Here is a 22,753-nt window from a genome sequence, read left to right on the forward strand (position 1 = left end):
GTTCATAAATTGCAACTATTTCACTGCCTTGGCTTAACCCGCCATAACAGCTTATCCGAAAATTAATATCTAATCTGACACAATTGCTCGCGAATATTTGGGCATCTCCAAGTTGTTTGGACATGAACTGGCAATGACTGCCGCCTGGCCTCCGGGTTCCCCGATGTAAATAAGAATAGCTCGATGTGCACCCGGCTGGCGCCATGTGGCTGCCTGCGGGAGGAGTGGTGTATGAAAGGCCCGGAACGCCATGTTGATTGACAAGATTCTTTCCCGCTTCAGGATCAAGACGAAGGTTTTGATCTTCGTTCTGCCGTTCGTCGTCACCATTTCGGCGGTCGGCCTGACTGGCCTCTACGCTTCGGGACTTCTGCAGGGCCGCATGGAAATATCCAACAGCGTGCTGCAGTCGCTGAGCGGGTTCAAGGATCTCTATGGTTCGATGGACGATTTCCTGCGCGTCACCAGTCCTGAGGCGCGCGACAAGCTGATCGCGGATCTGAAGATCCAGCAAGGCGTGCTCGACCAGACGCTGAACCAGGTTGGTGACGAGGCCGCCGGCCGCGACAGCCTTGCGGAGGCCTCGCGCCGCACCAAGGAGATTTCGGGCGTCGTCGACAAGCTCTGGGCGCTGCACGAGCAGGAGCAGGCATTGCATGAGCAGATCGACGCGGCCCAGAAGAGCGTCATCAGCACCCGCTTCACCGTGTCCTACCAGGCCGAAGAATTGCAGAGCACCGTACAGAGCGACGAGAGTGCCGCCACCAGCACCCTTCGCACGGCCGACCGTTTGCTGAAGGGCGGCGATTTTCTCGGCACCGTCGCCAGCGGCTTCAGCAAGCCGCAGACACCGCAGGATAAGATCGCCTTCATCAACGAACAGATGCCGGAGATCATCAAATCGCAGCGTCTGATCGCCATCTCCGTTCCGAGCAATCAGAAGAATGTCATCGACGCGCTGGCTGCGACCATCGACGGCATCAAGGCGATCGTGCAGACACCCAATCCGACCGACGAAACCGCCACGGAGCTCGGCCGTCTCGTTTCGCGCTTCCGCCAGACCTCGACCTATACGCAGCTGACCGCCACGCAGAAAATGCGTGACGCGACCCAGGAATTCGCCGCGCTCGACGGCCGGATCGCCCAGGCCAACTCGGTCCTGCAGGATACGCGGCGTCTCGAAAATTCCGTCTATTCGCTGCAGATCGTTCTTTCCGATTTTCTCGCCGACTCCAGCAAGGAAAATCTCGTGCGCCTCCAGCAGCAGGCCGGCACGCTCAGCAAGGACATGCAGGTGCTGGTCACCAGCGCCAAGGGCATGGGCTTTGCCGAAGGCATATCAGGTGCAATCCAGCCGGCGCTCGACGTCATCTCCGGCGGCGGTTCGAAGATCGTCGACACGATCGGTGAGCGCGTCACGGCCTATGCCGCGGCCCGCCAGGAGCTCGACCAGATCTGGAAAAAGCTGACCGATTTCGCCGAACTGCAGAAGCAGACAGCCGGCACCGAGCGCACCCAGGCAAACAGCATCTCCGTCATGACCACCGGTCTCGGCATCCTGCTGTCGATCTTGGGCGGCATTGCCCTGGTGTTGACGCTGCAGCGCCCGATCAGCCATATCACCGCCGCCATGCGCCGCATCGCGGAAGGGGCGCTGGACACCAGCATCTCCGGCGAGCAGCGCCACGATGAAATCGGCGACATGGCCCGCGCGCTCGGGATCTTCAAGGAAAACGCCATCTCGAAAATCCGCATCGAGGAGCAGAGCGACGAGGAGCGCGCCGCCGCCGAACACGAGCGTCAGCGCAACGACGCCGAAAAGCGTGAGATGGATCGTCAGATCGAATACGCGGTCAACGCGCTCGCCGCCGGCCTCGAACGCATGTCGCAGGGCGATATCTCGACGACGATCGAAACGCCCTTCATCGGCCGTCTCGAACAGCTGCGCCAGGATTTCAACGGTTCGATGATGCGCCTGCAGGCGACGATGAGCCAGATCCGCGACAATGTCGAACTGATCCAGGGCAACGGCAACCAGATGGCCCAGTCGGCCGAGGACCTCTCCAAGCGCACCGAACAGCAGGCTGCATCGCTCGAAGAGACCGCGGCTGCCGTCGATGAAATCACCGTGACGGTCCGTTCGTCGGCCGAACGCGCCAAGGATGCCGACCAGATCGTCCGCCAGGCCAAGCGCAGCGCCGATGATTCCGCCGTCGTCGTCAGCAATGCGATCGACGCAATGGGTCGCATCGAGGATGCCTCGCGCCAGATCGAGCAGATCATCGGCGTCATCGACGAGATCGCCTTCCAGACCAACTTGCTGGCGCTCAACGCCGGGATCGAGGCGGCGCGCGCCGGTGAAGCCGGCAAGGGCTTCGCGGTGGTCGCGATGGAAGTCCGTGAACTGGCCCAACGCTCCGCAGCAGCAGCTCAGGAGATCAAGGGGCTGATCAACAAGTCGACCAACGAGGTCAATTCAGGTTCGCAATTCGTGCAGGAGACCGGCACGGTGCTCGCCAAGATCAGCGCCCAGATCGTCACGATCAGCCAGCATGTCGAGATGATCGCTCGCGCCAGCCACGACCAGTCCAACGCGCTGCAGAGCGTCAACGCGACGGTCAACCAGATGGACCAGATGACTCAGCAGAACGCCGCCATGGTGGAGGAGACCACCGCCGCCAGCCGCGAACTGGCCGACGAGGCCGGTTCGCTGCGCCGGCTCATCCAGCAGTTCAAGATCGACGGCGAGGCGGCCGCCGCGCCGGTCTACCGCGCCGCCTGATCGTCGATCAATCCGTCTTCATGCGAACGGCCCCGGAGTTTCCGGGGCCGTTTCCATTTATTCTGCAAAATAGCGCCTCGATTAAGAGGGTTTGAACGATGGAGAATAGGTCGAATGACGCAGCCTATTACGCTGGGATCATCGGAAAACGCTCGCAAACGAGGCGATGAATATCTCCGACAGCCAAGATTTACGGAGAATCTTCTTTAATGCTTTTAATCTAATTTAACCTTGGTCTATCTCCCCGGGGGTTTCGATGCTACGCCTTTTCTCTACGTCGATCGTACGCCAGATCGTGCGATCACGCTGTTTCTGCTGGCGATCAGCACGGCCGCCATCGTCGGCGTGACCTACTACAATCTGAGCCGTCAGGTCATGGACGGGGCCGTCTCCGACGCCCGGGATGCCACTCGCGCCATGGCCGTCCTCTACGGTGCTGCCGATCAGGCTGCAAAGATCGAATTGAAGGACAATCAGCTTTCGGCTGTCACGGAAGACGCCATTCCGGCCCTTGCCGACCATTCTCTGGTCGATCGCACTGCGCAATCGATCGCCGGCGTTGCGACCATCTTCCAGAAGCAGGGCAGCGACTACGTTCGCATCTCCACAAACGTCAAGAAGGAAAACGGCGACCGCGCCGTCGGCACCAAGCTGGTCGCCGATCATCCGGCCCAGCCGGTTCTCGCCAGGGGCCAGGCTTACTACGGTCCGGCGGAGCTTTTCGGCCGCAAGTTCATGACTGGTTATTTCCCCATCAAGAATGCGTCGAACGCCAATGTCGGCATTCTCTTCATCGGCATTCCGATGGAGCTCTATTACCAGCGCATGAATGAGCTGCAGATGCTGGTTCTCGGCGTTGGCTTCATCGTCATGCTCATCGTCGGCGTTCTCGCCTTCTATGCGATCCGCCTGTCGGTGAAGCCTTTGCAGGCGCTGACTGCGAGCGTTCACTCGATTTCCTCCGGCGATCTCGAAGGAGCGATTCCCTGTATCGAAAAGAAGAACGAGTTCGGCGATATCGGCCGGGCCTTGGCGCTTTTCCGCGACAGTGCCCGCGCCAGGCGCGATCTGGAAACCCAGGCTGGCGAACAGCGCGCCTTGAGCGATGCCGAACGCGCCAGGAACGATGCCGACAAGCGTTCGCTCGACGGCCAGATCGACTTTGCCGTCAACCAGCTTGCCGCCGGCCTCGGGCGCCTGTCGCAGGGCGACGTCTCGCAAACGATCGGCACGCCCTTCGTCGGCCGGCTTGAGCAGCTGCGCGTCGATTTCAACGCTTCTCTCTTGCGCCTCCAGGATACGCTGTCCGGTATCCGCGACAGTGCCTCGACCATCCAGCGCAACAGCGGCGCCGTCTCCGCCTCTGCCGGCGAGCTTTCGAAACGCACCGAGGCGCAGGCGGCGAACCTCGAGGAGACCGCGGCCGCGGTGGAGGAGATCACCGTGACGGTTCGTTCCTCCGCCGAGCGTGCTCGTGAAGCCAACAATGTCGTGGCTGCGACCAAGAAAACGGCCGACAGTTCCGGCGCCGTCGTTGGCGATGCCATCGCCGCCATGGAACGCATCGAGCAGGCCTCGCAGCGCATCGAGCAGATCATCGAGGTGATCGACGACATCGCCTTCCAGACCAATCTTCTGGCGCTGAATGCCGGCATCGAGGCGGCGCGTGCCGGCGAGGCGGGCAAGGGCTTTGCCGTCGTCGCCCAGGAAGTCCGCGAACTCGCCCAGCGTTCGGCCGATGCGGCGCGCGAGATCAAGTCGCTGATCGAGACATCGAGCCGGGAGGTGACGGCAGGTTCCGAACTGGTCCAGAAGACCGGCAGCGTCCTTGCCTCGATCAGCCAGGAGATCATCGCGATCAGTGGCCATGTCGAGACCATCGCCACCGCCAGCCGTGATCAGTCGGCCGCGCTCCAGGAGGTCAACGGTTCCGTGAACGCCATGGACCAGATGACCCAGAAGAACGCATCGATGGTTGCCGAGACGACGCAGGCAAGCCGTCTGCTTGCCGGCGAGGCCGATACGCTGATGGCGCTGATCGAGCGGTTCCGCATCGTCGCAGAATCGGCACCGGCTCATCTCGGAGCAAGAAGAGTCGCCTGAACTGCGCAGCCGCAGCGGCTGCGGGATTGCGCAGTGGCCCTGCGGCGCCTTCCGAGGTTGAGGTCGAGCGACGTCAGGCAGGCGGCAAAGCCAATAAGGCTATTGTTTCCGAACTCGGCATAAAATCGGTCCTCTTCCGCCTTGCCACCGCTTCGTTGGGGATAGTGCCGATAGCCGATGGTGACTGCGATGGTGAGCATGTCGATCATGACAATGTCCTTTCCTATGTCAGACATCACCTGATTTAGGCATCGAATTTCTCTTTATAAACGGGAAAAATCCCGCTATGTTTTTCATCCATGAAAAACGCGAGTTGGGATTCCTATCAGCTTTTCCTGCAGGTCGCCCGGCTCGGCGGTTTGACGGGGGCAAGCACCGCAAGCGGGCTCAGCCCGGCGACCGTCGGCCGGCGCATGCTCGATCTCGAGCAGGAGATCGGCCGTGCCTTGTTTTCGCGAAGCCAGACCGGATACCGTCTGACCCAGGATGGCCAGGCGCTGCTCGATCACCTGCAGGAGATGGAGGCCGCCGCCCGCAAGGTGGCGGCGTGGCGGCAATCCGGCGAGGGCGGCACCACCGTCAGGGTCGCCGCCGGCACCTGGCTCGCCTGGCTGCTGACCGAGAATTTCGCCGCAATCCGCATGCCGGGCGATGCCTTCGCCATTTCGCTGACCATCGGCGAGGCGCGGGCAAGCCTTGCCTACCGCGAAAGCGATATCGGTATTCGCGCCTTCGAGCCTGAGGAGGTCAATCTCGCCGCGCGTCAGCTCGGGGAGGTGGCCTATGCCGTCTATATCAGGCGCAACGCCGCCGAGACCGACGAGCGCTGGATTGCAGTTGCCGAGGAAGAGGCGATATCTGCCTATCTGCGCTGGCCGCACGCCCATGCCGCAACGGGGATCGTTGCCACCGTCAATCGGCCGCGTTCGCTGCCGGATCTGGTGCGCGCCGGCGCCGGCAAGACCGTGCTTCCCTGTTTCGTCGGCGATCTCCAACCCGAATTGCAGCGGCAGGGCGGCGAGTTGCCGGAATTGCGCCACCGGCAATGGATCGTCATGAATGCCGAGGATCGCCACCGCCCGGAGATCCGCACAGTCGCCGACCGCATGACCAAGCTCATCAAAAGCTATGCCGATCTCTTCGCCGGAAAACGACCGAGTCGCGGCTGAAGCGTGTCGCCCAGAACTGTGCAGCGGCTTTGGCGCCACAACATGCATCAAATCGAGACGCAAATCGCCGCGCCCGATAGGTCGCGGCGATTGAAGAAGCGGGCCGACTTCACCGGCCCGCCAACGGTCGCCTTTTCGTCAATGCCGGTTGGTGACGACGACGGGAATCAGCAGGTCGCCCCAGTGGCCGTCGCCGCCATGATGACGGGCCGAGCGCACCAGTTCGACCGAGACACCGGCCTCGACGGCTTTCATGACCGATTGGTTCAGCCGATGTAGGTCGTTGGCGAGCATGCGGATCGTCGTCTGCTGATCCTCGCTCATGCTGCTTGCCTGTTCCTCGGCCCGTTCCCTGACGCGTGTAATGGATGCCATGATCTTCTCCTCCTCTTCGAGTTATTCCGCAGCCGGTTTGAACTGCGCATGTTCGGTCGAACCGTGCATCGCCGTGGTCGAAGACCGGCCGCCGGTGATGGCGAGCGACACGGCGTCGAAATAGCCTGTGCCGACCTCGCGCTGATGTTTGGTCGCGGTATAGCCATTGACCTCGGCGGCGAATTCCGCCTGCTGCAGCTCGGAATAGGCCGACATCTGCCGCTGCCGGTAACCACGCGCCAGTTCGTACATGCCGTAGTTCAGCTGATGGAAGCCGGCGAGCGTGATGAACTGGAACTTGTAGCCCATTGCGCCGAGTTCGCGCTGGAACCGCGCAATGGTCGCTTCGTCGAGGTTCTTCTTCCAGTTGAAGGAAGGCGAGCAATTGTAGGCGAGCAGCTTGCCGGGATGGACCTTGTGTACGCCTTCTGCAAAGCGCCGCGCCTGATCGAGGTCCGGCTTCGAGGTCTCGCACCAGATGAGATCGCAATGAGGCGCATAGGCGACGGCGCGCGCGATGCAGGGCTCGATGCCGCTTCGCACCTGATAGAAACCTTCGACCGTACGGCCGGCATCATAGTCGACGAAGGGCTGGTCGCGCTCGTCGATGTCCGACGTCAAAAGCTTTGCCGCTTCCGCGTCGGTGCGGGCGATGACGAGCGTCGCAACGCCCATGACGTCGGCGGCAAGCCGCGCGGCATCGAGATTGCGGATATGGGCGGCCGTCGGGATCAGCACTTTGCCGCCAAGATGGCCGCATTTCTTCTCCGAAGCGAGTTGGTCCTCGAAGTGGACGCCCGCAGCGCCCGCCTCAATGTAGGCCTTCATGATCTCGAAGGCGTTGAGCGGTCCGCCGAAGCCTGCTTCCGCATCGGCAACGATCGGTGCGAACCAGGTCTCGACGGAAAGTCCCTGGGCTTCCGCGGTCTCGATCTGATCTGCGCGCTGCAGCGTGCGGTTGATGCGTTTGGCCAGTTCCGGACCGGCATTGGCCGGATAGAGCGACTGGTCGGGATACATCGCCGACGCCGTATTGGCGTCGGCCGCCACCTGCCAGCCGGAAAGATAGATCGCCTTCAGTCCGGCGCGCACCATCTGCATGGCCTGGTTGCCGGAAAGCGCGCCGAGCGCATTGACGAAATCCTCCTGGTGAATGAGCCGCCACAACCGGTCCGCCCCCATTTCGGCCAGCGTATGGCTGAGCGCCACCGAGCCTCTGAGCCGCTGCACGTCCGCGGCCGAATACGGTCTCTCGATGCCATCGAAGCGGCCTGCTGATGCATTTGGAACAAGCTTGTAGAAATCCGTCATGCTGCTCTCCTCACTAAAAAGCCTGATAAAGGTGCTGCATGACAAGATTGACAATTTGCACCGATATGACCAGGAAAACCTTTGATTTCCTGCTCGGAAAGAGGTTAAGATGACGAAGATTGACAGAGCGGCGCTGTGAATTTGTAAAGTTTTGTAAATACGGCGCTCCCTGCCTGTCAAAGGGTGTGACATGGCGGAACGAAAGATATTCGCAGGCCCGAAAGTCAGGCGCATCCGCAATGCGCTGGCGCTGACGCAGACCGCCATGGCCGAGGCGCTTGAAATATCGCCGTCCTACCTGAACCTGATCGAGCGCAACCAGCGGCCGTTGACGGTGCAGCTCCTTCTCAAGCTTGCAAGCGTCTACAGGGTCGATCTGGAGGAGTTGCGGGGGCAGACCGGCGGCAGTCTTGACCAGCTCAAGGAGATCTTTGCCGATCCGCTGTTGTCGGGCGAGTTGCCGGGTGATCAGGAATTGGTGGAGGTGGCCGAGGCAGCACCCAATGCCGCGAGCGGCATGATCAAACTCTACCGCGCCTATCGCGAGCAGGCGGCAAGGCTGTCCGATCTGACGGCGCTGATGGCCGCCGAAGGGCATGCGCCGATCGCCGCCGGCCGCTTGCCGCTGGACGAGGTGCGCGAGACGCTGGAGCGCAGGTCCGGCTATTTCGGACAGATTGAGACGGCGGCGGAAGCTTTTGCCGCAACGCTCCCTGGCGGCCTCGATCTTGCTGCCGGACTGAAGGATTGGCTGCGCTCGGAGCGCGGCATCGCGGTGCGCGTCTTGCCCGTTCATGTGATGCCGGATCTGCGCCGCCGTTTCGATCGCCATTCGATGCGGCTTTTCATCTCGGAGCGCCTGTCGCAGGCCGACCGTGCGCACGAGATTGCGGTCGAGGCCGCGACTCTGGCCCTGTTGCCGGCAATCGATGCCGAGCTCGACGATCTCTCGCTCTCCTCCGCCGAGGCGCGCCGCATCGCCCGCTTCGAGCTTGCCCGCATCGCGGCCTTAGCGCTCGCAATGCCCTATGAAGCCTTTCTCTCGGCGGCCAAAGCAACGCGCTACGATATCGATATTCTGCGTGCGCGCTTCGGCGTCTCCTTCGGCCAGGCGGCTGCGCGTCTTGCCATGCTGCAACGCCCGGGGGCAGCCGCCATCCCCTTCTTCCTGATCGAGATCGATGCTGCGGGCCACCGGTTGCGCAGGGCAGGCGCCCAGGGCTTTCCGCACGCCCGTTTCGGCGGCGGCTGTCCGAAGCTCAATCTCCATGCCGCCTTCCTGCAGCCGGGCCAGATCCTCGCCGAAACGGTCGTCATGCCTGACGGCGCATCCTTCCTGACGGTTTCCCGAACCCTGGAAGGGCCGAGCGTCGAATTCGGCGAAAGGATCAGGCGCACCGCGATCCTGATCGGCTGCGACGGTGCCCTTGGCGAGGGGGTGGTCTACGGGCAGGCGACGGCGCTCGATCCGGTCGCGATCGGTCCGGCCTGTCGCCTTTGCGAGCGGCGCGGCTGCCTTTCCCGGGCCGAGCCGCCGGTGACGAGACCGCTCGGGCTCGACGAGATGGTGGCCGGGCTCAGCGCCTTCGACTTCCAGTGATTGTGAAATCATTGAGGGCGCAGGATTTTGCGCTTGTGGGCTTAGAAATTCCTTCTTAGTCTGCGTGGAAAACCAGAGGGAAAAGATGTCCGAGGGTGCGGAATCTTTGAACAAACAGGAGAAGTCATGAGGTCAACCATCCTAAGCGTGACGGCCGCCGCCGTTACCGCGCTCCTTGCTGGCGTGCCGGCCTTTGCGCAGGAGCGTGTGGTCAACGTCTACAACTGGTCGGATTATATCGACAGTTCCATCCTCGAGGATTTCACCAAGGAAACCGGGATCAAGGTCGTCTACGACACCTTCGATTCCAACGAGACGCTGGAAACCAAGCTCCTGGCCGGCGGTTCGGGCTATGACGTTGTCGTCCCCACGGTATCCTTCATGCAGCGCCAGATCGCCGCCGGCGTCTACCAAAAGCTCGACAAGTCGAAGTTGCCGAACCTGGTCAATATGTGGGACGTCATCATGAAGGGCGTGGCGTCCTTCGACCCCGGCAACGAATACAGCGTCGATTACATGTGGGGCACGACCGGCATCGGCTACAATGTCGACAAGGTCAAGGCCGCCCTCGGCACCGACGAAAAGCCCAATTGGGACGCGTTGTTCGATCCGGCGAAAGCAGCAAAGCTCAAGGATTGCGGCATCTACATGCTGGATTCCCCGACTGATGTCGTGCCCTCGGTGCTCGCCTATCTCGGGCTCAATCCGAACAGCACCGATCCCGCCGATCTCAAGAAGGCGCAGGAAGTCCTCACGGCTGTTCGTCCCTTCGTCCGCAAGTTCCACTCTTCCGAATATATCAGCGCGCTGGCGAACGGCGATATCTGCATCGCGCTCGGTTATTCCGGTGACATGTTCCAGGCCCGCGACCGTGCCGCGGAAGCCAATGCCGGGGTAAAGGTCGACTATTCGGTGCCGTCGCAGGGCGCCCAGATCTTCTTCGACGTCTTTGGCATTCCGAAGGATGCGCCGCATGTCGCCGAAGCCCATGAATTCATCAACTACATGATGAAGCCGGAAGTGATCGCCAAGGCCTCGAACTTCGTCTTCTACGCCAACGGCAACAAGGCGTCGCAGCAGTTCCTCGACAAGGAGGTCCTCGACGATACGGCGATCTACCCGACGCCCGAGGTGATGGCGAAACTCTTCACCGTTCCGCCGCTCGATCCGAAGACCCAGCGGATCGTGACGCGGCTATGGACCACCGTGGTCACCGGCCAATGATCTGATAGTGGCCCGGACGGAAACGTCCGGGCCTTTTTTGACGATCCCGGCCGGGTGAAACCGGGAATAAAAGCCAATAACAAAAGCAAAGAATGCATTTTCGGGGAACAATATGAAGTCTCTAGGCAATATTCGCCGCTCTTTCGCACCTTGGACCGATCCGACCGCCAAGCCCTTCATATCAATCAAGAACGTCACCAAGAATTTCGGCAATTTCACTGCCGTCGATAACCTGTCGCTCGATATTTATCACCGTGAGTTCTTCGCGCTGCTCGGCGCTTCCGGCTGCGGCAAGTCGACGCTTCTGCGCATGCTCGCCGGCTTCGAGCAGCCGACTTCGGGCGAAGTCGTGCTCGACGGCACCGACATGGCCGGCACGCCGCCTTATCGGCGCCCCGTCAACATGATGTTCCAGTCCTATGCGCTTTTCCCGCACATGACGGTCGAGAAGAACATTGCCTTCGGCCTGAGACAGGACGGCATGGCGAAGGACGAGATGACTGACCGCGTCTTGCAGATGCTGAAGCTCGTCAAGCTGGAGCAATTTGCATCCCGCAAGCCGAACCAGCTTTCCGGCGGCCAGCGCCAGCGCGTGGCGCTGGCCCGATCTCTTGCCAAGCGCCCGAAGGTGCTGTTGCTCGACGAACCGCTCGGCGCACTCGACAAGAAGCTGCGCGAGGAAACCCAGTTCGAGCTGATGGACCTGCAGCAGAATCTCGGCCTCACCTTCGTCGTCGTGACCCACGATCAGGAAGAGGCGATGACCATGGCCGACCGTATTGCCGTCATGAGCCACGGCAAGGTCGTGCAGGTGGCGACGCCGGCGGAGATCTACGAGGCGCCGAATTGCCGTTTCGTCGCGGATTTCATCGGCGATGTGAACATCTTCGATGGCAAGGTTGCCTCATCGGGCAACGGCACCGTCGAGATATCAGTCGATAGCGGCTTCAGCGTCCGCGTCGCCGCTTCCGAGACACCCTCCGCAGGCGGTGCCGTCGGCTTTGCCATCCGGCCGGAAAAGATGCGGGTCGGGCGCACGCCCCCCGCCAACGCTTCGGTCAACGCTGCCAGGGGCGAACTCTGGGATATCGCCTATCTCGGCGACATGACCGTCTTCCATGTGAAATTGCAGAGCGGCAAGGTCGTCAAGGCCTCCTCCCTCAACGCGCAGCGCTTGGTCGACGACCCCTTCACCTACGATCAGCACGTCTGGGTCTCCTTCGACGAAAATGCCGGCGTTCTGCTGAAGGATTGACATCATGGGCAAGTTTACGTCCGGCCTCTACAATCGCCTCGTCATCATCATCCCTTATGCTTGGCTGCTGCTCTTCTTTCTGGCGCCCTTCTTCATCGTCTTCCGCATTTCGATGTCGACGACGGCGATCGCCATGCCGCCCTATGAGCCCGTCTTCTCCTTCGCCGACGGCTGGGCTGGCCTATTAAGCAAGCTCAGTGAACTCTCCTTCGACAATTACACCTACCTCACCGACGACCCGCTCTATTTCAACGCCTATGTGTCGAGCGTGGTGATCGCTGCGATCTCCACCTTCCTGACGCTGCTAATCGCCTATCCGATCGCCTACGGCATGGCGCAGGCGCCGCGTGGCCTGCGCCCGACGCTGGTGATGCTGGTGATCCTGCCCTTCTGGACGAGCTTTCTGATCCGCGTCTACGCCTGGATCGCCATCCTGAAGCCGGAGGGCCTGTTCAACCAGCTGCTGCTGTCGCTGCATCTCATCGACACGCCCCTGATCATCCTCAACACCAATACCGCCGTCTATATCGGCATCGTCTATTCCTATCTGCCCTTCATGGTGCTGCCGCTTTATTCGGCGCTCGAGAAGATGGACGGCACGCTGATCGAGGCCGCGCAGGACCTCGGCTGCCCGCCGATCACCGCCTTCTGGCGCGTCACCTTCCCGCTGTCGATTCCCGGCGTGGTGGCCGGCTGCATGCTGGTCTTCATCCCGGCCGTCGGCGAATTCGTCATCCCCGACCTGCTCGGCGGGTCGCAGACGCTGATGATCGGCAAGACGCTGTGGAACGAGTTCAATTCCAACCGCGACTGGCCGGTCTCCTCGGCAGTGGCGACCATCCTGTTGCTGATCCTGGTCATCCCGATCGTCTTTTTCCAGAATGTCCAGGCCAAAGCCGAAGAGCGGGGGAAATAAGCCATGCTGAAATGGACCCGCTTCAACATCCTCTCCGTCACCCTCGGCTTCGCCTTCCTCTATCTGCCGATCGTGCTTCTGGTGATTTTCTCCTTCAACGAATCCAAGCTCGTGACCGTTTGGGGTGGCTTCTCGACGAAATGGTATGTCTCGTTGATGAGCAATCAGGCCTTGCTCGACGCTGCCTGGGTAACGCTGCGCGTCGGCCTGTTGTCGGCAACGTTGGCAACCATCCTCGGCACGATGGCGGCGCTGACATTGGTGCGCTACACCCGCTTTCGCGGCCGCATGCTGTTTTCGGGCATGGTCTATGCGCCCCTCGTCATGCCCGAGGTCATCACCGGCCTGTCGTTGCTGTTGCTCTTCGTGGCGATCGGCCTCGACCGCGGCTTCTGGACGATCACGCTTGCGCATACGACGCTGACCATGTGTTTTGTCGCCGTCGTCGTGCAGTCACGCCTGTTGAGCTTCGATCATTCGATCGAGGAGGCGGCCCAGGATCTCGGCGCCCCGCCGGTGCGCACCTTTTTCGAGATCACCCTGCCGATCATCGCGCCCGCCGTCGCCTCAGGCTGGATCCTTGCCTTCACCCTGTCGCTCGACGATCTGGTGATTGCGAGCTTCACGTCGGGGCCCGGCGCCACCACGCTGCCGATGAGGATTTATAGTCAGGTCCGCCTCGGCGTGACGCCTGAGATCAACGCGGTGTGCACGATCCTGATCGGCATCGTCGCAGTCGGCGTCATCTGCGCCTCGATCATCACCAAGCGCCGCGAAACGCAGCGCCAGAGGGACGAACGCGCCGCTGCTGCCGGCGCCTGATCAAAAGTGCGCGGCGGTTTTTGCGTGAAAACAAAGGGATAGAGCACTTCCGTGATTCGAAGAAAAACGGAAATGCTCTATTGCGCGTGAGGTGTATTGCCGAACAGCGGCACCGGCGAGATCACCGGGTTTGGCCATGAACCGCCGATGAAGAACGGCAGAAGCGGCAGCTCCGCGGCCTTCGCCGGATCGGTTGCCTCCAGCGATCCGGAAAGCGCCAGCCCGTTCGAATGATAGGTGATGACGCCGGAAAGCGTCAGCGTCTGCGTGGCGCCGGAGATATGGGCGTCGTGCATCTCGGCAGTGCCGTTGGCGAAATCGGCCTGAAGGTTCAGCTGGTTGAAGGCGAAGGCGCCGCCTGCTGCCGCGCTCAGCGGAAAGAACGGCTTTTCGGCCGCCTGCGTCCGGAGTGCTGCGGCATCGATGCCGGGAATTGTGCCTTCGCCCGTCCAGAAGTGCAGCTTGCCGGTGACGTCGGCAAGGCCGGTCGTCCAGATCGCCTTTGGCGACTGCAGGTCGAGATCGAGCGATCCTGTTGCAAGCGGCAGCGGACCCTTCAACGCGAGGCGCTCGGCAAGGGCTGCGAAGTCGGCATTGCGAATCGACAGCTGCAGCTTGCCGCCGCCGTCGAAGTCGCGCTGGGTCGCTTCCAGATGCGCGGTCATCTCGCCGCCCTCGAACTGGCTGTCGCCAATATCGAATTTGGCCTCGCCGCCGGCAACGATCATGCTGGCGCCAACGTCGGAAAGCTCGAAGAGCCCCATCTGGGCGCGCCGCGCCGAAAGCCTGACGTCGACATCGAGCGCCTGCAGCGGCCCACCTATGCCGGCGGAGATTTCCTCTGCCTCGCCGGCGGCGAGCCTCAGCGCGAAGGCATCGAGGAAGGGCTTGAGGTTCATCTGGTCGAAGGCGAGCGTGCCGCCGATTTTCGGTCGTTTGCCGGGTTGAGTAAAAAGGTCCATCACCCCGGTGGCACTCGCTTCGTTCAGCGAGAGACTGAGATTGTTAAAGCGCAGCCCATTGCCCGACGACATGATGTCGGATTCCACCGAAGCGCTCTTCAGCGTTGCGATACCGGGGATCGACTTGCCCGACCATGTCAGCAGCGCCGGCACATCGGGAATGCTGGCGGTGATATTGCCGGAAAGGGCCGAAAGGCTGGCGATGCTGGCAATGCCCTGAAAGTGCGCGGTCAAAAGGTTCGATGTAAGCGATGTCCGTGCCTCGGCATTCCTGCCGGCAAAGGCGAGCAGCGGCTGGCGCGAGGCGAAATCGACCTTCAGATCCTCGCCGTTGATGCGGGCGATGACGACCGCCGAGATCGCGCCGGAAAGTCTCGGCCAGGCAATATCTGCGGTGACGCTGCCGAAATGATAGGCCTTGGCGGTCTTGATGTCGGTGACCACAAGCGTGCCGTCCTCGACGGTCACTGCGCCGATCTCGGCATCGAGATCAGGATTAAGCACCTCGGCGCCGTTTTCGTAGCGTACGCCACTGATCGCGCGTGCAAGCAGTCCGGCATAACTCCAGTCGATCAGGCCTTTCTCGTCGCGCGTCAGCGCCAGGTTGGGGCGTACCAAATGGAACTCGTGGAAGCTCGTCCGGCCTCGCAAAGCATCGATGAGGCTGAAATCGGCCGACAGGCTTTCAATGCTGCCGAGCAGCTTATCGCCATTTTCGCGCGGCTGGCGGATGGTGATCTGGTTCAGCGTGATGCGCGGTGTCGGCCAGAATTCGAGAACTGGGCTACCCTTGATCTCGGCATGGTAGCCCGTCCATTTCGACAGCGCGTCCTCTATGCCGGAGCGCACGAATCCGGTCGAAATGAGATAGGGCGCGGCAACCCTGAGCGCCACGAAAAGCGCCAGCGCGATCAGCAGGAATACCGTCGACAGGCGGGCGAAGGCCGGAAGCCAGCGCGAAACGGGTCCGATCTTCCTGCGCCACCTGCGATGTCTTGACGTGCTCATGATCTCCGCCGGCAAATTCAGCCGGTCATCCCGTTATGCGCTGATTTCGCCGGATATAGGAAATATCGGGCATATGCAAATCCCTACAGCGCCGCGCGTCTTTTCAGACGCGCAAAGGACGCTGTAGCACTTTCAAATAAATAGTTGGAGCATGATGTCGTCCGAAAACCGCTCACACTTTTCGGCATCATGCTCCAGGCGTCGGATCGCGTCGGTTCCACGCTTTATAATGCAATGCAGCATGATATAAGGACGGCATTGGGGAGGAGGATTGAATGCAGGATAACAAACCACTTTGGGTGCCCTCGCAGGATGCCATTGCAAAAAGCCCGATCCATGCCTTCATGGAGCGCTGCAATGCCGATTTCGGGCTTTCTCTTTCGGGCTTTGAGGATCTGCATGCATGGTCGGTGGCCGAGCGGGAGAACTTCTGGTCGACCGTCTGGGATTTTTGCGGCGTGCAGGGAGAGCGTGGCGCAAAGGTGCTTGCCAATGGTGACCGCATGTTGGACGCGCGCTTCTTTCCTGATGCGACGCTGAACTTTGCCGAAAACCTGCTGTCTGGCCGCGGTGAGGGTGATGCGATCATCTTCCGCGGCGAGGACAAGGCCGAGGACCGCTGGTCGTGGGATCGGCTCCGCGCGCTGGTCTCGAAGCTGCAGCAGGCTTTCGCAGCGCTCGGCATCGGCAAGGGCGACCGCGTCGCCGCGATGATGCCGAACATGCCGGAGACCGTCGCCGCCATGCTCGCCGCCGCCTCGATCGGCGCCATCTGGTCGTCGTGTTCGCCTGATTTCGGCGAGCAGGGTGTGCTCGACCGCTTCGGCCAGATTGAGCCAAGGCTCTTCATCGCCTGCGACGCCTATTGGTATTCCGGCAAGCTGCAGGATGTCGGCACCAAGGTCGCGACGGTCGCAAAAAGCTTGGATGTCCCGACGATCATCGTCCATTACGCCGGCGATGCCGAGGCGGTGGCGCTCAAGACACCGGGGGCTTTAACGCTCGACGCCTTTGTCGCGCCTTACGAGGCAAGGGAGGTCGAGTTCACACGGCTCGGTTTTTCGCACCCGCTTTACATCCTGTTTTCATCGGGCACCACTGGCGTGCCGAAATGCATCGTGCATTCGGCCGGCGGCACGCTGCTGCAGCACCTCAAGGAGCAGCGGCTGCATTGCGGCCTGGAGGCTGGCGAGAAGCTGTTTTACTTCACCACCTGCGGCTGGATGATGTGGAATTGGCTGGTCAGCGGCCTTGCGAGCGGTGCGACGCTCTGCCTGTTCGACGGCTCGCCCTTCGCCCCCGATGGCAATGTGCTGTTCGACTACGCCGAGGCTGAAAAATTCACCATCTTCGGCACCTCGGCGAAATATATCGACGCGGTGCGCAAGAGCGGGCTGACGCCGCGCGCGAGCCACGATCTCTCCAGCCTCCGGCTGATGACCTCCACCGGTTCGCCGCTATCGCCGGAAGGGTTCACCTTCGTCTACGACGGCATCAAGGAGGACGTGCAGCTCGCCTCGATATCGGGCGGCACCGATATCGTCTCCTGCTTCGTGCTCGGCAATCCGCTGCAGCCGGTCTGGCGCGGCGAGATCCAGGGGGCCGGCCTCGGCCTTGCCGTCGACGTCTGGAACGATGATGGCAAGCCGGTGCGCGGGGAGAAGGGCGAACTCGTCTGCACCAAGGCCTTCCCGTCGATGCCGGTGATGTTCTGGAACGATCCGGATGGCGCCAAATATCGCGCCGCCTATTTCGACCGGTTCGACAATGTCTGGTGCCACGGCGATTTCGCCGAATGGACGAAGCATGGCGGCCTGATCATCCATGGCCGTTCGGATGCGACGCTCAACCCCGGCGGCGTGCGCATCGGCACGGCCGAGATCTACAATCAGGTAGAGCAGATGGAGGAGGTGGCCGAGGCGCTGTGCATCGGCCAGGAGTGGGACGACGACGTGCGTGTCATCCTCTTCGTTCGCCTTGCCCCGGGTGTGACGCTGACGGAGGATCTTGTCAAGGCGATCAAGACGCGTGTCCGTACCGGCGCCTCGCCGCGGCACGTGCCGGCGAAGATCATCGCAGTTGCCGACATTCCCCGCACCAAATCCGGCAAGATCGTCGAGCTTGCAGTGCGGGAGGTCGTTCACGGCCGGCCGGTGAAGAACCAGGAAGCGCTTGCCAATCCCGAGGCGCTGCGGCTCTTCGCTGGGCTAAGCGAACTGAAGGATTGACTGCGATCGGAAACTACAAGCTTTCACCCTCTATCAATCTCCTGTCATGAAAACCTTTCGTTAAGAAAGGTTTGTCAAATGTGAAGCTAACTTGGGGGCCGCACATGAACGAGGCGGCCTGGGGCTTTCGGGCCTTCGAAACATGACGTTGATCGACTGAGCTCTTGTTGAACAGCACTAAATTCTAGGCAGCCTCTGGCTGCCTTTTCTTTGCGCTCCGATCAGCCGGCCAGCACCCGCTGCGACGGGAAAGTGATCTCGACGAGCGTGCCCTCGTTCGGCGTCGAATTGATCGAGAACGTTGCCCGGTTGGCATCCACCATCGCCTTGGTCAGCGGCAGGCCGAGCCCGGTGCCGTCGCCGCGATGACGGGATTGGGTCGAGGAGACCTGCCGGAACGGCTTCATCGCCTGGTCGAGTTCGCTGCGCGTCATGCCGATGCCGGTATCGCGGACCCTGAGGACGACGCTGCCATTGGCCTCATAGGAAGTGGAAACGACGATCTGCCCGCCTGATGGGGTGAAGCGGATGGCGTTCGACAGGATGTTCAGAGCGATCTGCTTGATCGAGCGTAGATCGGCCACCACCTCGGGGACCGCCTGCGACAGCGCCGTGCGGATGATGACGCGCTGGCCATTCGCCTGCGGCTGTATCAGTGCCACGGCCTCGGAGACCGCTTCGTTGAGACCGACGGCATCAAAATCGAGATCCATCTCGCCCGCTTCGATCTTCGAAATGTCGAGCAGGTCGTTGACGATGTCGAGCACGTGTCTGCCAGAGCGGCCGATGTCGTTGGCATATTCGATATAACGCGGATGGCCGATCGGGCCGAAGCGCTCGCCCGCCATCATGTCGGAAAAGCCGATGATGGCGTTGAGCGGTGTGCGGATCTCATGGCTGACACGGGCGAGGAAATCGGTCTTGTGAGCGTTGGCGGTTTCGGCCGCACCCTTGGCGTTGCGCAGTTCGTCCTCGGTGCGCTTCCACTGGGTGATGTCGCGGATGACGGCGCAATAGCCATTGGAGGAGGTGAGCTCGCCCATCGTCATGAACAGCGGCACGAAACCGCCGGCGGCCTCGCGGCCGATCACTTCGCGTCCGTCGTTTAACACACTTGCCACGCCATGGCCGGAGAGGCCGTTCAGATAGTCCATGACCGCCTTCTGGCTCTCATGGGCAAACAGCATGACGAAGGGTTTGCCGCGCGTCTCCTGCTCGTCGTAATTGAAAAGCGCGCTGGCCGAGCGGTTCATCGAGCGGATGTCGCCCTCCGTGCCGATGACGACGACGCCGTCGGTCGCCGTTTCCAGGATCGAGCGCAATTCTTCCACTTCGACCTGGAGTTTAGCGACCTTCTCAACCATCCGCTCGGGGCGACCTTCGGAACGGCCCTCGGAACGGCTTGCTTCGCCGCGCGTGTCTTCCTTGCCTTCCACCGGCATCAGCGCCAGCATGAGGGCGTTGGCATCTTCCCAGCGCACCGATTGCAGCCGGGCGGTCACCGGCGCCAACGTATCATCGGCCTTAACGAGCATCATGGTGCCGGAGCCTGCGGCATTTTCCTCGAGTTCGCGGCGTTGCAGCAGGGCTTCGATGCCGCCCACCTCGCGCAATGCCTCGAGCGAATTGTAGCCGGTCAGCCGCATGAATTCCGGATTGGCGTGGAGCAGTGCATCGCCGATATGGATCAGCACGGCAACAGGCAGCTGGTCGACCGTTCCGATCGACAGCCCGTCCGTCATCTTGACGCGGGGTGGGATGAAGCTTGTGAGAACCTCGATCTGGCTGACCGTCTCCTCCAGCCCTTCCGTCGCCTCGTCCTCGGCGATGACAGCCGGTTCTTCGGTGGCGCCGTCGTCTTCGCGCTGCGCCTCGATGGCATTCTCGAAGATCGCCTCCTGTGGCGCGATTTCCTCGATCGACGGTATTTCCGTCTTGTCGGCGGTGGGCGTTTCGGCCTCGAACTCTTCGGATCCGGAGGCCTCGTCGAAGCCCGCCGTTTCCGTGGTGGCGGGTTCCGCCGGCGCCGCGGCGCTGGGTTCCATCGATGCTGCGGCGGCAGGCTCTTCCTTGCGGGTACCGAAGGCTTCCAGACGTTTGGCGATCTCGCGGAAATTGGCCTGTTCGGCAGCCGTCAGTCCGGCGCCGCTGTTGTGGAGCTGAACGATCTTGTCGGAGAAACGGCGATTGGGCGTTTCCGAAATCCGAAGCGCCGGCGGCTCTTGCGAAAGTTCTGCTACCGGCTCGGCGGCGGAAACGCCGCCGGCATCGGCGCTGCCTTCCGTTTTTTCTGCAACACTTTCCGGGGCAGGTGTCTCGATAGTCGCCTGCTCGGTAGAAATCTCTTCCGGCGTTGGCTCCGTCTGCAGCTCGCTTGCCGCAAGCGCCTGATCCTCGACCTCTTGCGTCAACGCAGGTTCGATCAGGGGCTCTTCAAACGCTGTCTCCGCTTCGTGTGCCACCTCGGCAATGGTCTCGGCGGGCGGGCCGAGGCTCGCTGCTTCATGGCCGATGCCGTCCGGGCCGAGTGTCAGGCCGAGTGCCAGCGGATCTTCCTGGGTATCGGAAAGCCGAACGACGCCGAAGCCGCGGAAACCATCGAAGTCGCGGTTGCGGGTATAGGTCGGCAGCGCCGCCAGATCGACCGGAACGACGAGGCTGGTGCCTTCGACCGGCCAGAGGATCGTCTTGCCCGACCATGTGTCGCGGCGGGCGAGCGCTTCGGAAATCTTGCCGTCAGGATCGAGATTGAAGAGGGCGGCGACGTCGCCGAAGGAAGAGCCGATAATGTCGGACGCATGTGGGCCGACGGCCTGGGCAAATTCGTGGCTGACTTCATTGAACCGGCCTTCCGCATCGATCTTCCAGACGAAGCGCGTGGCGCGGCTGTTCGGCCTGAAGACGAAGCCGGGCTCAGCCGCAAGCTCAACGGCAGTGCGCGCGTCGGGGACAGGCGCTGCGATGACGGTTTCTTCGTGGACCGCATCCGGCGTGCCATCGATAGGCGTTTCGCTGGTTTCGACAGGCGCTTCCGCCGTCGCCGCTGTTTCCACCGTCTCGGCAACGGAGGCCAAGTCGTCCTCGATGACCGCGGCAGGCTCATCGGCCTCATCCGCGCCACCGTCGATCACGCCGCCGTCGCTCTCGGACTCCGCATGCCCGGCAGAATGCGTCGCTTCAACCGCCTCGTCAGCGGATGCCGCCGCAGTCTCCGTCGGCTGTTCGCTTTCGCCGGCGATCTCCTCCAGCGTCTCCTCGACCTCTTCGATCCCCGCGACCGCGTCGATAATCTCGGTGAAGCCTGCGGTGGCGAGAGGCTCGTCCTGAAACGCTTCGGCAGGTGACGGGCTTTCTTCCTGTGCGGGCGCATCGACGGGGTCGAGCGCGGGCGTATCGACCGTGTCAAGATGACCGATCGCGGCCTCCACAGCAAAGAGCAGATTGAGGGCCGGATCGTCGCTGAGCTTGCCGACCGCGGCCGGAAGATTGCCTCTGGCGGTGGCGACGGGACGCTTCACCAACCGGTCGGGATGTGCGCCGGCAAGGTTGATCAAGGTCTTTGCCGTCTGCTCGGAGATCCCGAGCGAGGCAAAGCCCGGCGAAGCCGCGATGACCTCGCCATTGGCGCCGATCACCGCCATATGCGTATCGGGATCATCAAGTCCCTGCAGCATCTGGGCCGCCGATGCGCCTGACGCGAGGGGCTTTGCCGAGACTGGCACCGAAAACAGGATGGCCTTTTCGCCCTGGGAAAGGCGGATCAGTTCGGCAGCCGCCTGGACCTGCGCACGCTGAAAGCCCTTGGCAACGCGGATCATCAGGTTGCGGCTGTCGCCGATATCGGTGAGCTGGCGCGCCGCCGTTTCCAGCTGGCGAAAGGTGATGTCGGCGCGGTCGACGCCCTGATCGAGCAGATCATAGACCGCCGAATGGCCGAAAAGCTCCGCACCTGCACCATTCGCCCAGAGCAGACGGGCAAGATCGGCCGAAAACAGCACCATGGCCTCGCCGCGTGAAAAGCGTTCCCGCACCCGTGCATGCACGGCGATGTCGATGAACGGATATTGGACTGCGGGCATGTTCGAACCTTGTCGCTGTCGGCCTTCTTAAATTAACGGCTTATTAATAACTGCGGGGCGCATGCCGGTCCAGCAGAGGAGGGGGTTTTCGGCCGGAAAGGTTAACGTCTTGTGCATTGCACAATAATTGTTGCAATGCACAATGAAATGTCTTATATAAGCATCATCCCAACTACCGCAGGCAGCGACTGCCTCAGCCCAAAGGATGCGACCCATGGCTACCATAAAGACCGATGACGTTTTTTCAATCGCTTCTTTCGACCCGTCCAAGTTCACGGAATCCTTCCGTGAATTCGCCGAAAAGGGCGCCCAGCAGTCGAAGGACGCCTATGCCAAGCTGAAGACCGCAGGTGAGGAAGCCGGCAAGACGCTCGAAGCCACCGTCCAGACGGCACAGGCAGGCACAGTCGAGATCGGCCTGAAGGCGATAGACGCTCTGCGTGTCAACGCCGAGAGCTCGATCTCGCACCTGGAAGCACTGCTCGGCGTCAAGTCTCCTGCCGAATTTTTCGAACTGCAGACCTCGTTCCTGCGCAAGCAGGCCGAGCTGGCTGTCGAACAAGCGAAGTCGATGCAGGAAACCACCAAGCAGGTGGCCGAAAAGCTCGCAAAGCCTACCAAGGACGCCGCCGAAAAGGCCATGGCCTCCTTCAAGGTTGCCTGATCGGTCTCTATCGACCAGAAACAAAAAGGCTGGACCTCGCGTCCGGCCTTTTTGTATATTGACGAGGAATGGGGCTTGAATTCGTCGCCAAGTCCTCGTATGTGACCCCCATCGCGCCGAGCGCGATTTATGCGGTTGTAGCTCAGTTGGTTAGAGCGCAGGTTTGTGGCACCTGAGGTCGGAGGTTCGAGACCCCCCAACCGTACCATTTTTTACTTCTATATTTCAGAGGCTTATGGGTCGCGCGACTTTTCT

The 22,753-nt window shown here is 61.6% G+C and carries 14 protein-coding genes, 1 tRNA gene and 1 pseudogene; 11 read left to right on the forward strand and 5 right to left on the reverse strand.

Translation table 11 applies throughout. The features are described from left to right. Positions 1–250 precede the first annotated feature (250 nt). On the forward strand, positions 251–2,782 hold the full coding sequence (locus tag N1937_RS01950) for a methyl-accepting chemotaxis protein (RefSeq protein ID WP_260057306.1): 2,532 nt from the start codon (positions 251–253) through the stop codon (positions 2,780–2,782). 256 nt (positions 2,783–3,038) lie between these two features. Next, positions 3,039–4,885 (forward strand): annotated as a pseudogene (locus N1937_RS01955) (methyl-accepting chemotaxis protein). Here the strand turns inward: N1937_RS01955 and N1937_RS01960 are convergent. Beyond that, complete coding sequence (locus N1937_RS01960; protein WP_260057307.1) at positions 4,858–5,094, reverse strand: hypothetical protein; 237 nt, start codon at positions 5,092–5,094, stop codon at positions 4,858–4,860. The pseudogene N1937_RS01955 and the gene N1937_RS01960 overlap by 28 nt on opposite strands. A gap of 90 nt (positions 5,095–5,184) precedes the next feature. Between N1937_RS01960 and N1937_RS01965 the strand changes: the two genes are divergently transcribed. Then, a complete protein-coding gene (locus N1937_RS01965; protein ID WP_222294953.1) occupies positions 5,185–6,054 on the forward strand; it encodes a LysR family transcriptional regulator in 870 nt (289 codons plus the stop codon). 138 nt (positions 6,055–6,192) lie between these two features. On the opposite strand, the gene N1937_RS01970 is transcribed toward N1937_RS01965, so the two are convergent. Next, positions 6,193–6,429: an SMc00767 family acetate metabolism repressor gene (locus tag N1937_RS01970; protein ID WP_003545603.1), complete on the reverse strand. Its 237-nt coding sequence runs from the start codon at positions 6,427–6,429 to the stop codon at positions 6,193–6,195. Between the two features lie 21 nt (positions 6,430–6,450). Continuing rightward, positions 6,451–7,740: an isocitrate lyase gene (aceA, locus tag N1937_RS01975; RefSeq protein WP_260057308.1), complete on the reverse strand. Its 1,290-nt coding sequence runs from the start codon at positions 7,738–7,740 to the stop codon at positions 6,451–6,453. A 190-nt stretch (positions 7,741–7,930) separates the two neighbouring features. Here aceA and N1937_RS01980 point away from each other — a divergent pair, with 190 nt between their 5' ends. The 5 genes from N1937_RS01980 (at position 7,931) to N1937_RS02000 (ending at position 13,557) form a co-directional block, all read left to right on the forward strand. Continuing rightward, entirely contained in the window at positions 7,931–9,340 is a 1,410-nt protein-coding gene (locus N1937_RS01980) for a helix-turn-helix domain-containing protein (RefSeq protein WP_260057309.1), read from the forward strand. 126 nt (positions 9,341–9,466) lie between these two features. Further along, positions 9,467–10,564 carry a polyamine ABC transporter substrate-binding protein gene (locus tag N1937_RS01985; protein ID WP_222294951.1) on the forward strand — a complete coding sequence of 366 codons (1,098 nt, stop codon included), beginning with the start codon at positions 9,467–9,469 and terminating at the stop codon, positions 10,562–10,564. Between the two features lie 112 nt (positions 10,565–10,676). Next, entirely contained in the window at positions 10,677–11,819 is a 1,143-nt protein-coding gene (locus tag N1937_RS01990) for an ABC transporter ATP-binding protein (RefSeq protein ID WP_260057310.1), read from the forward strand. Positions 11,820–11,823: 4 nt separating this feature from the next. Then, positions 11,824–12,735 carry an ABC transporter permease subunit gene (locus N1937_RS01995; RefSeq protein WP_260057311.1) on the forward strand — a complete coding sequence of 304 codons (912 nt, stop codon included), beginning with the start codon at positions 11,824–11,826 and terminating at the stop codon, positions 12,733–12,735. Between the two features lie 3 nt (positions 12,736–12,738). Continuing rightward, positions 12,739–13,557 (forward strand): ABC transporter permease, encoded by an 819-nt coding sequence (locus N1937_RS02000; protein WP_017967096.1) that lies wholly within the window; start codon positions 12,739–12,741, stop codon positions 13,555–13,557. A 77-nt stretch (positions 13,558–13,634) separates the two neighbouring features. Here the strand turns inward: N1937_RS02000 and N1937_RS02005 are convergent, their stop codons facing one another. Continuing rightward, a complete protein-coding gene (locus tag N1937_RS02005) occupies positions 13,635–15,527 on the reverse strand; it encodes an AsmA family protein (RefSeq protein ID WP_170276739.1) in 1,893 nt (630 codons plus the stop codon). A 275-nt stretch (positions 15,528–15,802) separates the two neighbouring features. Here N1937_RS02005 and N1937_RS02010 point away from each other — a divergent pair, with 275 nt between their 5' ends. Further along, the gene (locus N1937_RS02010; protein WP_260057312.1) at positions 15,803–17,755 is read left to right on the forward strand and encodes an acetoacetate--CoA ligase; all 1,953 of its coding nucleotides are present in this window, start codon (positions 15,803–15,805) and stop codon (positions 17,753–17,755) included. Positions 17,756–17,976: 221 nt separating this feature from the next. Here the strand turns inward: N1937_RS02010 and N1937_RS02015 are convergent, their stop codons facing one another. Beyond that, entirely contained in the window at positions 17,977–21,834 is a 3,858-nt protein-coding gene (locus N1937_RS02015; protein WP_260057313.1) for an ATP-binding protein, read from the reverse strand. A 214-nt stretch (positions 21,835–22,048) separates the two neighbouring features. On the opposite strand from N1937_RS02015, the gene N1937_RS02020 reads away from it, so the two are divergent. Further along, positions 22,049–22,498 carry a phasin gene (locus tag N1937_RS02020; RefSeq protein WP_164576245.1) on the forward strand — a complete coding sequence of 150 codons (450 nt, stop codon included), beginning with the start codon at positions 22,049–22,051 and terminating at the stop codon, positions 22,496–22,498. Positions 22,499–22,629: 131 nt separating this feature from the next. Next, positions 22,630–22,706: transfer RNA gene (locus N1937_RS02025), tRNA-His, on the forward strand. The last annotated feature ends 47 nt before the right edge of the window (positions 22,707–22,753 follow it).

The organism is Rhizobium sp. WSM4643 (assembly GCF_025152745.1).
Classification (GTDB): Bacteria; Pseudomonadota; Alphaproteobacteria; order Rhizobiales; family Rhizobiaceae; genus Rhizobium; species Rhizobium leguminosarum_I.